At 68.8% G+C, this 14,337-nt stretch carries 11 protein-coding genes; 7 read left to right on the plus strand and 4 right to left on the minus strand.

The genetic code is table 11. The features are described from left to right. Positions 1-31 precede the first annotated feature (31 nt). Together AOZ53_RS13165 and AOZ53_RS13170 are read right to left on the minus strand one after the other, a co-directional pair. Entirely contained in the window at positions 32-793 is a 762-nt protein-coding gene (locus AOZ53_RS13165) for an SGNH/GDSL hydrolase family protein (protein WP_054488144.1), read from the minus strand. Beyond that, complete coding sequence (locus tag AOZ53_RS13170) at positions 793-1,845, minus strand: SLBB domain-containing protein (RefSeq protein WP_156333384.1); 1,053 nt, start codon at positions 1,843-1,845, stop codon at positions 793-795. The genes AOZ53_RS13165 and AOZ53_RS13170 overlap by 1 nt, the downstream gene beginning before the upstream one ends. Positions 1,846-2,183: 338 nt before the next feature. Between AOZ53_RS13170 and AOZ53_RS13175 the strand changes: the two genes are divergently transcribed. Together AOZ53_RS13175 and AOZ53_RS13180 are read left to right on the plus strand one after the other, a co-directional pair. Continuing rightward, complete coding sequence (locus AOZ53_RS13175; protein WP_054488147.1) at positions 2,184-2,948, plus strand: WecB/TagA/CpsF family glycosyltransferase; 765 nt, start codon at positions 2,184-2,186, stop codon at positions 2,946-2,948. Further along, entirely contained in the window at positions 2,945-4,288 is a 1,344-nt protein-coding gene (locus tag AOZ53_RS13180) for a hypothetical protein (RefSeq protein ID WP_156333385.1), read from the plus strand. Before AOZ53_RS13175 ends, AOZ53_RS13180 begins: the two co-directional genes overlap by 4 nt. A 4-nt stretch (positions 4,289-4,292) precedes the next feature. Here the strand turns inward: AOZ53_RS13180 and AOZ53_RS13185 are convergent, their stop codons facing one another. After that, the gene (locus tag AOZ53_RS13185) at positions 4,293-5,747 is read right to left on the minus strand and encodes an undecaprenyl-phosphate glucose phosphotransferase (protein ID WP_306670215.1); all 1,455 of its coding nucleotides are present in this window, start codon (positions 5,745-5,747) and stop codon (positions 4,293-4,295) included. Beyond that, a complete protein-coding gene (locus AOZ53_RS13190; protein WP_054488149.1) occupies positions 5,731-7,149 on the minus strand; it encodes a mannose-1-phosphate guanylyltransferase/mannose-6-phosphate isomerase in 1,419 nt (472 codons plus the stop codon). The genes AOZ53_RS13185 and AOZ53_RS13190 overlap by 17 nt, the downstream gene beginning before the upstream one ends. A 671-nt stretch (positions 7,150-7,820) precedes the next feature. Here AOZ53_RS13190 and AOZ53_RS13195 point away from each other — a divergent pair. The 5 genes from AOZ53_RS13195 to bcsB all read left to right on the plus strand — a co-directional run bounded on the left by AOZ53_RS13195 (position 7,821) and on the right by bcsB (position 14,336). Further along, positions 7,821-8,276, plus strand: coding sequence for a cellulose biosynthesis protein BcsD (locus AOZ53_RS13195; protein WP_231690251.1), 456 nt, complete (start codon positions 7,821-7,823; stop codon positions 8,274-8,276). Between the two features lie 15 nt (positions 8,277-8,291). After that, positions 8,292-9,029 carry a cellulose biosynthesis protein BcsP gene (bcsP, locus tag AOZ53_RS13200; protein WP_054488151.1) on the plus strand — a complete coding sequence of 246 codons (738 nt, stop codon included), beginning with the start codon at positions 8,292-8,294 and terminating at the stop codon, positions 9,027-9,029. Next, complete coding sequence (gene bcsQ / locus AOZ53_RS13205) at positions 9,026-9,805, plus strand: cellulose biosynthesis protein BcsQ (protein ID WP_054488154.1); 780 nt, start codon at positions 9,026-9,028, stop codon at positions 9,803-9,805. Before bcsP ends, bcsQ begins: the two co-directional genes overlap by 4 nt. Further along, positions 9,802-12,000 (plus strand): UDP-forming cellulose synthase catalytic subunit, encoded by a 2,199-nt coding sequence (gene bcsA, locus AOZ53_RS13210; RefSeq protein WP_054488156.1) that lies wholly within the window; start codon positions 9,802-9,804, stop codon positions 11,998-12,000. The genes bcsQ and bcsA overlap by 4 nt, the downstream gene beginning before the upstream one ends. 119 nt (positions 12,001-12,119) lie before the next feature. Continuing rightward, positions 12,120-14,336: a cellulose biosynthesis cyclic di-GMP-binding regulatory protein BcsB gene (bcsB, locus tag AOZ53_RS13215; RefSeq protein WP_231690612.1), complete on the plus strand. Its 2,217-nt coding sequence runs from the start codon at positions 12,120-12,122 to the stop codon at positions 14,334-14,336. Position 14,337 lies beyond the last annotated feature (1 nt).

Here is a 14,337-nt window from a genome sequence, read left to right on the forward strand (position 1 = left end):
CCTGGCGCCGCGCGTGCGCGGACCAGGGGCATCAGTATCGCACGGCGGCGCCCGCCGGCAGCTTCAGCGTTTCGTGGATGTAGCCCGCGAAGGCGGTATAGCCGGCGATGTTCGGATGCACGCCGTCGGCGAACATGCCCGGCGCCAGCTTGAGGAAATCGTTGGTGCCGCCGCTGGACCAGTACAGGTAGTCGACGACCCGCACGTGCGGGTACTGGCGCGGCAGTTCCCGCAGCAGCCAGTCGTTGAAGGCGCGGGTCAGTTCGATCATGGGCGGCGTCATGCCGAGATAGGCGCCGACGTTGTCCACGACCAGCGGGATGCCCAGCTTCGCCGTGGTCTGCGCGAAGTAGGTGAAGTTGTCCTGCAGGGTCTGCAGCGGCACCATGCCGACGGCGACATCGTTGATGCCGACGTGCAGATACGCCAGGCTCGGCCGTGTGCCGGCCGGCAGGGTGCGCGCGCCGCGGCCATCGCCGGGATCGTATTCCTCGGCCAGCACGTCGCGGCGCCAGCGCGCGCGGACCTGCGCCGACATCTGGCCGCCGATGCCATGGTTGAAATGGAACACGCCGGAATAGCGCGCCAGTTCGTAGGAGAGCTGGCCCGGGTTGGACGGATAGTCCGGCACGAACTGGCCCTGCACGTTCAGGCGGCCCTTGCGCTGGATCTCGCCTTCGGCGATGGAGTCGCCGACCACCACGGCGTAGATGCGCTCGTTGCGCGCCCAGGCGGGCAGCGCGGCGCATCCCGGGGCCAGCAGCAGGGCCGAGAGCAGGGTGCGGCGGTTCATCAGAAGAAGCGCTCGTTGACGTGGATGACGTCGCCTGGCTGGACCGCGTCGGTCAGCTTGGCGCGCCGGTCGGTGATCTCGCCGGTCAGCGCGTCGGTGCGGTTCAGGTCGATGCGGCTGTCGGAGGCGCGCGGCGTCAGGCCGCCGGCGACCGCCAGGGCGCGCATGACGTTCAGGCCCTGTTCCAGCGGATAGGCGCCGGGCTTGCCGACTTCGCCGTAGACGTAGAAGCGCGGCGCTTCCGGCACGAACACCACGTCGCCCGGCTGCAGTTCGGTGTCCTGCAGGCTCTGCGAGGGCGACTGGCGATTGCCGACGTACAGATTGATGCGGTCGTTGCCGCCGCCGGCGCGGCGCACCAGGGTGGCGACATCGCCGGCGCCGCCGGTGGCGCCGCCGGCCATGGCCAGCAGTTCCAGCACCGACAGCTTGCCTTCGATCGGGTAGCGGCCCGGCCGCGCGACCTGGCCCAGCACCGACACGATGCGGCTGCGCAGCGTGACGACCTCGACGGCCACCTGCGGATCGGTCATGAAGCCCTTGCTGCGCAGGTCCTGCTCGATGCGTTTGCCGATGGCGGCGGGCGTGAGGCCCGAGGCGCGGATGTTGCCCAGCATGGGCACCACGATCTGGCCGTCGGCGTCGACGGTGGCGCGGGCCTGGGTGCCGCCGGTGCCGAGGATGTTGATGTTGAGCGTGTCGCCCGGCCCGACCGCGCCGATGGCGCTGCCGATGGCCTGCTCCAGGGCCGGGTCGACCGGCGCCGCGGCGGCCTGGCGCGGCGGCTGCACGACGCCGTTCTCCGGCAGCCGGTTACCGGCCATGTTGCGGTCGGTGCCGCGGTCGCCGCTGCCGCTCTTGACCGCGGGCGGCACGGCCGGCGGCGTATAGGCGGCGGGCGGCGGGGGCGGGGCGGCGACCGGCGTGGTCGGTTGCGGGCGCACGGGTGCGCCAACGGGGGCGGGCGGGGTGTAGGCGGGGGACTCGTAGGGCGCGTTGTAGCGCTTGAAGTCGTTGTCGGGCGAGGTGGCGGCCGGACGGGACGGAGACACGGGGTCTGGAATCGGCAGGTCCTGCGCGCCTGCCGGTTGGGCACAGGCCAGCAGCGCCGCCAACATCGCTCTTCGCCACATCGTCGTCAGACACGCCACGTTATTCTCCGATCCTTTGGTTAAAGGTTGCGCGCGTCCAATAGTAGCCGAAGCAAAACGCCACACTACGGGTATTTTAAATACAATACGCGCGTGCCGGCTCGATGAATGTGGTTTTCTCAAACGCAAACGTGAGACCATTGTTCCCGAGCTTACCGCCCTTCGTAGCGAGATTCTCCTTGCACAGTTCAGAGCACGTATCCGACCCCCGCGGAACTGCGAACGACGATATCCCCGTCATGCCCGTCGTGCGGCTGTTCGACCTCGATATCGCGGCAGTTTCCTTCGATGAGGCCGTCGAAGGCCTGGCGCAGGCGGCCGTGCGCCGCGACGGCCGCGCCCGCATCGTGGTTACGCCCAACGTCGATCATGTGGTGCGCCTGGATGCCTCGCCGGAATTCCGCGAGCGCTACGCCAAGGCCGATTTCATCTTCGCCGACGGCATGCCGGTGGTGTGGGCCAGCCGTTTCCTGGGCCAGCCGCTGCCCGAGCGCATCACCGGTTCCGACCTGTTCGTCGCGCTGTGCCAGCGCGCCCAGCGCGAGGGCTGGCAAGTGATGCTGCTGGGCGGCATGCCCGGCTCCGAGCCCGACCTGCTCGCGCGTTTCGCGCAGTATTACCCGGGCTTGAACATCGATATCGTCAGCCCCTCGATGCGCTTCGATCCGCTCGGACCCGAAGGGCAGGCCTATGCCGACCGGGTGCGCGAGCGCCAGCCCGATGTCGTTTTCCTGTGCGTGGGCATGCCCAAGCAGGAACACTGGGTGCTGCATCACGCCGGCGAATTGCCCGGCGGCATCCTGCTGTGCGTGGGCGCCGCGATGGAATTCGCCATCGGCCTGCAGCGCCGGGCGCCCATGTGGATGCAGCGCGTCGGCCTGGAATGGCTGTGGCGCCTGGCCAGCAATCCGCGCCGCCTGTGGCGCCGTTACCTGGTCGACGATCCACGCTTCCTGGGGCTTTGCTGGCGGCAGTGGCGCAAGCGGCGCGGCTCGGCGCCGTGATCTTGCGCCCCAGCGCCAGCCTTGCCGTGGATGGCGGGGCCACGCGAGGCACGTTCACGATCGGACGCAAGCTGGCCGCGGCCAGCCTGATGCTGTGCGGCGCCCAGGCGGTCGGCGCGCCGGGGCCGGCCGATTACGCGGTGCAGCTGGGCAGTTCCTACCAATACCAGAGCAATCCCGCGCGCTTGCCGCAGTCGTCTTCCGACATCCGCGGCGCGGGCGTGTGGGTCAAGTCGATGGGCCTGGGGCTGCGCATGCCGCTGCTGTCCGACGACACCCGGCTGGACATGGGCGGCACGCTGTCCGACGCCCGCTACAGCAACAACCGGCAGCTCGATCACCAGCCGAGCAACATGCTGTCGACGCTGCACTGGCGCGCCGGCCGCCTGTTCGCCGGGCGCTTCGACTACGGCTACCAGCGCCAGCTCAATCCGAACATGGCGAACACCTGGCCCGATCGCGACCAGCAGACCCGCGACAACAAGTCCGCCGAACTGGGCTTGCGCGTCTCGGAGCGGCTGACGCTGCCCGTGTTCGGCGTCTTCAGCAACGGCACGCGCTACGACCAGGACGTCAACCGCACGCTCTACGACCGCAAGGACCAGGGCTGGCAGCTGTCGGCGCGCTATGCCGGATTCGGCCGCTCCTTCGCGCAGACGGGCTTGCGCCATACCGAGGTCGATTACTACGGCCGCACGCCGGAACTGGTCGCGACCATCGATGACCGCTACACCGATAACGAGGCTTTCGCCGCGGCGCGCTGGGAGTACAGCCCCAAGACCCTGCTGCAGGCGCGCGTCGGCCTGCTCAAGCGCAGCTACGAACACCTGGGCGACCGCGACACCAATCTGTTCACCTTCGCCGGCCGCGCCACCTGGGACTATTCGCCCAAGACGCGCCTGGACCTGCAGCTGTGGCGCCGGCCCTACGCCTATGACGACGATCCCACCGTGCTGTATTCGATCCAGACCGGCGGCCTGGCCTCGGTGACGTGGCGGCCCACGGTCAAGACCGCGTTCCAGCTGGGCGCCGAGCTGACCCGCCAGCGCAACACCGCCTTCACCGGCGGCAATGACCAGACCCTGCAGATCCGCCGCTTCGGCGCGCGCGTGCAATGGCAGCAGGAAGACAACCTGCGCTGGACCGTCGATGTCTACCGCGATCGGCAGATGGGCGAATCCGCTGGCGACAGCTACAACCAGAACTTCGTGCGCGTCGGGCTGGAATACACCTTCGGCAGCCGCGGCAAGGAAAATCTGCGGCTGATGATGCAGCCGACCGACTGCCAATGGCGGCGACCGGAACTGGCGATGTGCGATCCGATGGGCGAGGAACCCTGAACGCTCAGTAGGCGTTGCGGTCCCAGAAGATCACGAGCACGGTGCGGAACAGGATCTTCAGGTCCAGCATCAGCGACCAGTTGGCGATGTAGTAGCGGTCGTAGCGCACGCGCTGCAGCATCTTGTCGGTGGTGTCGGTCTCGCCGCGCAGGCCGTGGATCTGGGCCCAGCCGGTGATGCCGGGCTTGACGCTGTGGCGCAGCATGTAGCCCTGGATCATGCGTCGGTAGATCTCGTTGTGCTCGGCCGCGTGCGGGCGCGGGCCGACCAGGCTCATGGTGCCGGCCATCACGTTGAACAGCTGCGGCAGCTCGTCCAGCGAACTCTTGCGCAGGAAGCGGCCGATGCGCGTCACGCGCGAATCGCCCTGTTGCGCCTGGCGCAGCGTGCCATCGGCCTCGGCGCCGGCGTTGGCGCGCATGGAACGGAACTTGAACACCGTGATCGGCAGCCCGCGTTCGCCATAGCGCATCTGGCGGAAGATGACCGGCCCGGGCGAGTCGAGCTTGATGGCCAGCGCGATCACCAGCATCACCGGCGACGCCAGCAGCAGCATCAGGCCGCCCAGCGTCAGGTCCATGGCGCGCTTGAGGCTGCGCGACAGACCCTGCATGTGCGTTTCGTGCAGCGCCAGCAGCGGCACGCCGGCGATTTCGGCGCTGCTGGCGGTCAGTTCGCCCAGGAACGGCGACTCGGGCATCAGGTAGATGGCGGCGGTCGAGTCATACAGCCGGTTCATGAGGTTGAGTACGACCGGGTTGTCCTTGGTGTCGTCCAGCGTGACGAAGGCCATGCCGTATTCGCCCGCCTCGATGCGGGTCAGCGCGTCCGGATAACGGCCCAGATAGGGCGGCGGCGTCGGCTCGCCCTTGCGCGTGCGCACTTGCTCCTCGGCGTAATAGCCCGCCGTGTGGATGCCCAGGATGGGCGAGCGCTGCAGACGCATGGCGAGCTTGCGCGCTTCGGGGCCCATGCCGAAGAACACGGCCGAGCGGCGGCTGGCGGACGCGTTGTTCAGGCGATAGGCGGTGCGGCGCAGGCCGTAGAGGGCAAGGACCTGCAGCGGCAGGGTGATGGCCGCCCACTTCAGCAGCAGCACGCGCAGCGACTCGGTGTCGGTGGCGCTGCCGGGCAGGAAGAACAGCGCGACCAGCGCCAGGAACAGCACGCTGAACCAGCGCATCACGCCGCGGCTCAGCATCCACCACACGCTGCGGGCGCTGATCAGCAGGGTGAAGCGGGCGAAGGCGATGGAGGCGCCCGCGGCGAGGATGACCGGAATCCAGCCGCGGAAGATGGGCGACGCCATGTCCTCGGCCAGTGTCAGGCCGAGAAAGGTGCCGGCGTTGATCAGCGCGCAGATCAGGCCCGTGAGGGCCATGAAGGAGCGCTGAGGGTGGCTGGGCGTCGCGTAGGTGAGCATGGAAAAGGTGGTGGGGGGATCAGCGACCGTAGACATCATCAAACCGCACAATATCGTCCTCGCCCAGATACGGGCCGGACTGCACTTCTATCAGCTCCAGGTCGATGGAACCCGGATTCTCCAGGCGGTGTTTTACACCCAGAGGAATATACGTGGACTGGTTTTCCGTCAGCAGGAAGACCTCGTCGCCGCGCGTGACGCGCGCCGTGCCGGTGACGACGATCCAGTGTTCGGCCCGGTGGTGGTGCATCTGCAGCGACAGCCGGCCGCCGGGCGCCACGCGGATGCGCTTGACCTGGAAGCGGTCGCCGTTGTCGATGGCGTCGTAGCTGCCCCACGGCCGGTAGGTCAGGCGGTGGGCCGTGGCCTGCGGACGCCTGGCCTGGTTCAGGCGGGCGACGATGCGGCGCACGTCCTGCACCTTGTCGCGCGCGGCGACCAGCAGGGCGTCGGCGGTCTCGACCACCACGGTGTCCTCCAGCCCCAGCAGCGTGACCAGGCGGTGGCTGGAATAGGCGTAGACGCCATGGCAATCCTCGGCCACCACGTCGCCACGCAAGGCGTTGCCGTCGGCGTCCTGCGGCGCCAGCTGCCACAACGAGGCGAACGAGCCGATGTCGCTCCAGCCGGCGTCCAGCGGCACCATGGCCACGCCCGCATCGCGTTCCATGACGGCGTAGTCGATGGAGTCGGACGGGCAGGCGGCAAAGGCGGCCTCGTCGATGCGCAGGAAGTCGCCGTCGTGGCGCGGCGCGGTCATGGCCAGGCGGCAGGCCGCCAGGATGTCCGGGCGGTGCGCCTGCAGGGCCTGCAGGTAGCGCGAGGCGCGGAACAGGAACATGCCGCTGTTCCAGAAGTACTGGCCGCTCGCCAGGTATTGCGCCGCGGTGGCCGCGTCGGGTTTCTCGACGAAGGCCTCGACGTCGGCCACGCCGTCGTGGGTGGCGCCGGCGCGGATGTAGCCGTAGCCAGTCTCGGCGTAGGTGGGCTGGATGCCGAAGGTGACCAGGCGGCCGGCCTCGGCGGCCGGCAGCGCCTGGCGCACGGCGTCGTGGAAGCGCTCGACGTCGGGCACCGCGTGGTCGGAAGGCAGCACCAGCAGCACGGGGTCGGCGCCCTCGGCCTGCGCCAGCAGGGCGGCCAGGGCGATGGCCGGCGCCGTGTTGCGGCCGACGGGTTCGAGCAGGACGGTGGGTTGCTGCTGGCCGATCTGGCGCAGTTGTTCGGCGACGATGAAGCGGTGTTCCTCGTTGGCCACGAAGATCGGCGCCAGGCCGCCCAGGCCGGCCACGCGTTCACAGGTGGCCTGCAGCGGGGAGAGGTCGCCGAGCAGGGGGAGGAATTGTTTGGGGTAGCTGCCGCGGGACAGCGGCCATAGACGGCTGCCGGTGCCGCCTACCAGCAGTACGGAACGCAGTTGCGGCGTGGTACTCGACATCGGAAGTCCCTTGCAATCTTGTCGCCGGCGGCGCGTGGCGCAGCGGGGCGGGATACTCATCGGTCGCGGCACACGGTCTGCGTCCTGCCAGCGGCCTCAACTATAAAGGCTGCGCAATCGGCTGTGGCAAAGTGTTTGCAAATCTTTAAGATCTTTAAGATGTGTATGTCTTTAAATTGATTGTTGTCTTCACTATACTAAAAGACTGTGCCGCAGCGCAGGCTGGATGCATATATATCGATGCATTTTGCTATTGTCGGCAATATAAGTCAGCACGCGTTAATACTGCCCGAAACAAAACGTTTACGAGCATCCGTGAAAAGACTTCAAACCGATGACACCACGCGCTGCCGTCTAAGACGCAAGGTCATGCTCCAAGAATGCGGCCTAAAGTACCGCAGCTCCGCCTTGCCAACTCGCGGATGCAGGCTATGCAAAGCCTGAAAGCCAGGATGTCCCCCGTGTCGTCCGCGCCTCCCTTGACGCGCGGTTTCCCGCGCGCGGCCTCGATTCGCGTCGACGCCTGTATGAAACAACTCGGCATGGCGGCCTTTACCCGGCCCGCCGCATGCCTGCTAGCCTTGCCTTTCAACACTTGCCCTGGTCCCGCGGCGCGTCGCGCTGACGCTTGCGGGCCAAGTCCTGTCGCCTGTCCATGACGAAGGAACAACGTGCAAAGCGCCATCCTCTCCCACCTCGATGATCGACTCTGTGCCAGCCAGTGGCGCGATGTGCTGGCGGCCTTCGCCCAGGAGCTGTCGCAGGATCTGACCGTGCAGCGCTTGCACACGCTGATGCGGCGCGCCGGCGAGACATTCGCCGACAAGCATGCGCTGTCGAGCGCCGCGTCGATCGTCGAGATGCAGTCCGCCATCAATCAGGTCTGGCGTCCGCTGGACTGGGGCTGGGTGGAAATCGAAGAAGCCGAGGATCACCTGGCGCTGGCGCACTACTGCGCGCCGCTGCGCGCGGCGTTCGGCGCCACGCACCTGGACTGGAGCGCGGGGTTCCTGGAAGGCGCCTACGAATCGTGGATGCGCCTGCTGGGCGCCGATGCGCAGTTGAAGGTGACGCAGCAGCGCGCGTCCGATGAACACGGTGTCATTCTCTACCGGTTCGGCCGCTAGGACGCGGGACCACGGATGAGAGACGACAACGACATCACCAGCCTGTATCGCGAGTTCGGGGGCGATCCCCGCAACTATCGCGAGATCGGCCGCGAGGACCGGGCCCACGCCGCGCGCGGCCGCTGGCCGTTGCTGAGCCGCATCCGGCCGGGGCAAGCCAGCGTGCCGCCCGCCGCCGGCGATTCGCCCGCCGACCGCCCCGCGCAGGCCGTGGCCTGGCCGCTGGCGCCCGGCGCGGCCGTGTCGGCGCTGCCGTTGTCCCGATTCTCGCCCGTGCGTCGTGGCGCAGCGGTGGATGCGGCCAAGGTGGCCGCGTTGATCCGTGGCGCGCGCGTGCAGCGTCCGCCGCTGGATGCGCTGGAGATTCCGCGGCCGCCCTTGCGGGAAACCCCGCCGGCGCCTGCCGCCGAGCCGGTTGTCGTCGCGCCTGTCGCTGCCGCCGCCGTCGAGCCGCGGATCAGCGCGCCGGTTGTCGCGCCGGCCCCGCCCGTTGCCGCGCCTCGCGCGCCGGTCGCCGCCGAGCCGCCCGTTGCCGCGCCTCGCGCGCCGGTCGCCGCCGAGCCGCCCGCGCGTCCCGCGCCGAAAGTCCTCATCGAACCCACCCTCGCGCCCGAGCGGCCGGCGGCGATTGCCCCCGAGCCCGCGCCCGCCAGCGCGGCGACGCCGTTGCAAGGCGTCTTCGCGCGCCTGGCGCGGACGGCCCGCGCGGACGCGACCCAGGATCCGCCATCTTCGAAAGCGGCGAAAAAATGAAAACCATCGCGATTGTTTCCGCCAAGGGCGGGGTAGGAAAGACCACGATAGCCGCCACGCTGGGCCTGGCCCTGAGCCGGGCCGGCCATCCCGCCCTGCTGGTGGACCTGGATCCGCAGAACGCGTTGCGTTTTCACCTGGGCGCCGAATCGCAGGCCGCCGAGGCTGGACTGGCGCGCGCCAGCCTGGCGGACATCCCCTGGCGCGAAACGGTGGTGCGGGGCGACGCCGGCCCCTATCTGTTGCCGTTCGGCCAGATCAATGAAGCGGACCGCCTGGCGCTGGAGCAGCAGATGCGCCAGGACGACGCCTGGTTGGCGAACCACCTGCGGGCGCTCGATCTCGAACCCGATACCGTGGTGCTGGTGGACACGCCGCCGGGACCGTCGATCTATCTCAGCCAGGCGTTGCGCTGCGCCGACCTGGTGCTGGTGGTGACGCTGCCGGACGCCGCCTCGTACGCCACGCTGCCGCAGGTCGAGAACCTGATCGCGCAGTACTGCGAAGGGCGCCCGGAATTCCTGGGCCATGCCTTCGTGGTCAACCAGGCCGACAGCGCCGCCGCGCTGGCTAAGGACACCCTGCAGGTGATGCGCGGCATCCTGGCCGACCGCCTGGCCGGCGTGATCCACCGCGACGCCACGGTCAGCGAGGCGCTGGCCTTCGGCACGACGGTGATCGACCACGCGCCGCACAGCCAGGCCAGCAATGACATCGGCATCAGCGCGCAATGGCTGCTGCGGCAACTGCGCGAGCCCCGGGAGGACCAGCCATGAAGTCGGTGACCAACGAGACCGCGGCGCACAATCCGCGTCTCTCGCGCCTGGGCAACAGCCTGTTGTCCTGGCGCATCTGGAAGATAGGCTGGGTCCGGGTGTTGTCGCTGGTGCTGGCCGGCGTGCTGTCGGTGCTGGCGGTGGCGGTCGAGATGGGCCTGCTGCAACAGATGATGTTCGCGGCGTTCTGTGTGATCGTGGCGCTGCTGCTGCACCGCGTGGGCGGACGGCTGGCGACGCTGACGCTGGTGATGCTGTCGGTCATCACGTCGTTGCGCTACATGTATTGGCGTATCACCGACACCATCGGCTTTCACAACGTGGTGGACGCGTTCTTCGGCTACGGGCTGCTGCTGGCGGAAATCTACGCCCTGACGGTCATGCTGCTGAGCTATTTCCAGACGGCCTGGCCGCTGCGGCGCAAGCCCACGCCGTTGCCGGTCGATCGCTCCCTCTGGCCGACCGTGGATGTCTACATTCCCACCTACAACGAGCCGCTGGACGTGGTGCGTCAGTCGGTGCTGGCGGCGCAGTCGCTGGACTGGCCGGCGGACAAGCTGCGCGTCTACGTGCTCGATGACGGCCGCCGTCAGGAGTTCCGCGAGTTCAGCGAGCAGGCGGGCGTGGGCTACCTGACGCGGCCGGACAACAAGCACGCCAAGGCCGGCAACATCAACGCCGCGCTGACCAAGACCGACGGCGAATTCATCGCGGTGTTCGACTGCGACCACGTCACGGTGCGCTCGTTCCTGCAGATCTGCATGGGCTGGTTCCTCAAGGACAAGCGGCTGGCGCTGCTGCAGACGCCGCACGTGTTCTTCTCGCCCGATCCCTTCGAGCGCAACCTGGGCACCTTCCGCAACGTGCCCAATGAAGGCGAACTGTTCTACGGCGTGATCCAGGACGGCAACGATCTGTGGAACGCCACGTTCTTCTGCGGTTCGTGCGCCGTGATGCGCCGCTCGTCGCTGGACGCCGTCGGCGGCGTGGCGGTCGAGAGCGTGACCGAGGACGCGCTGACCGCCCTGAAGATGAACCGGCTGGGCTTCAACACCGCCTATCTGGCGGTGCCGCAGGCCGCGGGCCTGGCGACCGAGAACCTGTCGCGCCACATCGGCCAGCGCACGCGCTGGGCGCGTGGCATGGCGCAGATCATCCGCACCAACAATCCCCTGCTGGGCAAGGGCCTGAAGATCGGGCAGCGGCTGTGCTACCTGAGCGCGATGCTGCACTTCTTCTTCGGCCTGCCGCGGGTGGTGTTCCTGACGGCGCCGCTGGCCTACCTGTTCTTCCATGCCAACGTGTTCCAGGCCTCGGCCATCATGGTGGCGGCCTATGCCCTGCCGCACATCGTCTTGTCCAACCTGACCGGCTCGCGCATCCAGGGGCGGTTCCGCCACTCGTTCTGGAACGAGGTCTACGAATCGGTGCTGGCCTGGTACATCATGCGCCCGGCGCTGGTGACGCTGATCAGTCCCAAGACCGCGCTGTTCAACGTGACGGCCAAGGGCGGCATCATCCGCGAATCGTATTTCGACTGGACGCTGGCGCGGCCCTACGTGGTGCTGCTGGGGCTGAACCTGGCCGGCTTCATCGTCGGCGTGATCAGCCTGGTCACGGGGTACGGGGGCGTGGATGCGCGCCTGACCATCGTGCTGAACCTGATCTGGACCGTCTACAACATCGTCATGACCAGCGCCAGCGTGGCCGTGGCCGGCGAGGTCCGGCAACTGCGCAACACGCCGCGCGTGGCGATTTCGCTGGCGGCCATGCTGCTGCTGCCGGACGGCCGCACCGTCGCCTGCCGCACCAGCGATTACTCGCAGGGCGGCCTGGGCCTGGTGCTGCCGCCCGGCGTGCTGGTGCCCAATGGCATGCCGCTGAGCGTGTCGCTGTTCCGCAATGACGAGGAAGCGATGTTCCCGGCGCTGGTCACGTTCAGCCGCGGCGACCGCCTGGGGATCAGCTTCCAGTCGCTGACGCTGGAGCAGGAACGCGACCTGGCGCAGATGACCTTTGGCCGCGCCGATACCTGGGCCAGCACCTGGGGCAACAACGCGCCCGACTCGCCGTGGGTCGCGTTGAGACAGATCTCGAGCATCGGCGTCCGCGGTTTTTCGTTGCTGCTGCGCCAGTTGCGCGATCGCAGCCTTGCGGCCGTGCGCCGTCCCACGTCCGTGTCCACCAAAAACTAGAGGACGACAGAGCGATGATTCCCAGGCTTGATGCTTGGCCGCCCCGGCCTTGCCCGTCCCCCGCGCAGCCCGTCCTGCGGCGGGCGCTGCTATCGGCGTTGCTGGCCTTGGGGGCGGCCATGCCGGCCCTGGCCGAGCCCGTCGCCGCCGATCCCGCCGCCGCGGCCACGGCGGCGCCCGCGCCGGCCCTGCCGCCGGGCGCGCGGACCTACTCCGTGCCGCTGTCGCGCCTGAGCGGCCAGAGCGCGCTGCCGTTGCGCGGCGTGGACGGCATCAACGGACTGGGCTTCAGCGCGCGCCGCGACCAGCAGGTCATCGGCGCGCGCGTCAACCTGGATTACAGCTATTCGCCCGCGCTGCTGCCCGACCTGTCGCACCTGAAGGTGCTGCTCAACGGCGAAGTGGCGGGCAGCGTGCCGTTGCCCAAGGAAGCCGCGGCCACGCCGACCCGCCAGACGGTCGAGCTGCCGGTGCCGGCGCTGGCCGACTACAACCGGCTCGATGTGCAGCTGATCGGCCACTACACGCTGGGGTGCGAAGACCCGGTGCATTCCAGCCTGTGGGCCGACGTGGCCGGCCGCAGCACGCTGGAGCTGACCGTGATGCCGGTCGACCTGCCCAACGACCTGGCGCTGCTGCCGGTGCCGTTCTTCGACAGCCGCGACGTCCGCCAGCTGGCGCTGCCGATCGTGCTGGGCCGCAGTCCGGATGCGGCGCGGCTGGAGAGCGCGGGCGTCCTGGCTTCGTGGTTCGGCGCGCTGGCGGGCTACCGCGGCGCCAAGTTCGACGCCAGCCTGCAGGACCTGCCGGCCGCCGGCAACGCGGTCGTGCTGCTGCAGCCGGGCGACACGGTCGCCGGACTGCAGACGCCGACGATCGAGGGGCCGTCGGTGGCGATGCAGACCAATCCGCGCGACCCGCACGGCAAGCTGCTGCTGGTGATGGGGCGCGACGCCAAGGAACTGAAGCAGGCCGCCGCCGCGCTGGCGCTCGGCAGCGAAGCGCTATCCGGCCCGCAGGCGCGCATCACGCGCCTGGAGACGCCGCGGCCGCGCAAGCCGTTCGACGCGCCCAACTGGCTGCGCAGCGACCGGCCGGTGGCGTTTGGCGAGCTGGTGCCGACCCGCGACCTGAACGTCTCGGGCCATCGGCCGCCGCCCGTGCAGGTCAACCTGCGCGTGCCGCCGGGCCTGTTCGGCTGGCATAGCGATGGCGTGCCGGTGAACCTGATCTACCGCTATTCGCCGCGTCCCGGCGCCAAGCAGTCGGTGATGGAGATGATGGCCGGCAACCAGTTGATCCGCAGTTTCGCGCTGCACGAAGGCCCGGGCATCTACAACCGCCTGACCGGCATGCCGGCCTCGGAAGGCAAGGCGCGCGTGATGGTGCCGACCTATCTGCTGCCGCCGCAGACGGCGCTGCAGTTCAACTACGTCTACGAATACGCCAAGCTGGGCGAGTGCCAGAACAGCATCCTGGACAACGTGCGCAGCGCGATCGATCCGGGCTCGACCATCGACATCTCCGGGCTGCCCAAGTACGCCGCCATGCCGGACCTGTCGTTGTTCGCCGACGCCGGCTTCCCGTTCACGCGCATGGCCGACCTGTCGGAAACCGCGGTCGTCATGCCCGAGGGCGCGGGCGTGTCGGACTTCTCGGCCTACCTGACCTTGCTGGGCGTGATGGGCCAGGCGACCGGCTATCCGGCCACCGGCGTCACCGTCACCCAGGGCGCGCAGGCCGCGGCGCAGCGCGACAAGGATCTGCTGGTGCTGGCCTCCGGCGACAACCAGCCGCTGCTGGCGCAGTGGGGCGACGCGCTGCCGAGCGGCTTCAATGGCAAGGAGCGCCGCTTCAGCCTGTCGGGCTGGGTCGATGGCGTCGCGTCCTGGTTCGGCAACGATCCGCGCGACCGCAAGCGCCAGGCCGACATCGAACTGGCCTTCTCCAGCGGCGGCGTCTCGGCCACGCTGGCCGGCCTGCAATCGCCGCTGCAGTCGGGCCGCAGCGCCGTGGTGGTGTCGGGCACCAGCGCCGATGGCCTGGCCAGCGCCGTGCAGGCGCTGCTGACCAGCCGCGATACCGAGAGCAAGGCCGACAACTCGCAGGACCGCATCGGCGGCAGCCTGACGGTGATCAGCGGCAAGCAGGCCTACACCCTGCAGGATGAGCAGAACTATTACGTGGGTTCGTTGCCGACCTGGCTGGGCCTGCAGTGGTTCTTCGCGCGCCATCCGCTCACGCTCGTGGGGGCGTTGCTCCTGAGCGCGCTAGTCATCGCCGTGTTGCTCTACCTGTCGCTGCGCGCCCGCGCTCAGCGCCGCCTGGGATCGTGAT

Origin of the sequence: Achromobacter sp. 2789STDY5608621 (assembly GCF_001299375.1) — a bacterium.
Lineage (GTDB): Bacteria > Pseudomonadota > Gammaproteobacteria > Burkholderiales > Burkholderiaceae_B > Achromobacter > Achromobacter insuavis.

Coding starts and splice junctions, on each gene's coding strand:
- AOZ53_RS13165 (WP_054488144.1), bottom strand. CDS start 793: ATGAACCGCCGCACCCTGCTCTCGGCCCTGCTGCTGGCCCCGGGATGC.
- AOZ53_RS13175 (WP_054488147.1), top strand. CDS start 2,184: ATGCCCGTCGTGCGGCTGTTCGACCTCGATATCGCGGCAGTTTCCTTC.
- AOZ53_RS13185 (WP_306670215.1), bottom strand. CDS start 5,747: ATGTCTACGGTCGCTGATCCCCCCACCACCTTTTCCATGCTCACCTAC.
- AOZ53_RS13190 (WP_054488149.1), bottom strand. CDS start 7,149: ATGTCGAGTACCACGCCGCAACTGCGTTCCGTACTGCTGGTAGGCGGC.
- bcsP (WP_054488151.1), top strand. CDS start 8,292: ATGAGAGACGACAACGACATCACCAGCCTGTATCGCGAGTTCGGGGGC.
- bcsQ (WP_054488154.1), top strand. CDS start 9,026: ATGAAAACCATCGCGATTGTTTCCGCCAAGGGCGGGGTAGGAAAGACC.
- bcsA (WP_054488156.1), top strand. CDS start 9,802: ATGAAGTCGGTGACCAACGAGACCGCGGCGCACAATCCGCGTCTCTCG.
- bcsB (WP_231690612.1), top strand. CDS start 12,120: ATGCCGGCCCTGGCCGAGCCCGTCGCCGCCGATCCCGCCGCCGCGGCC.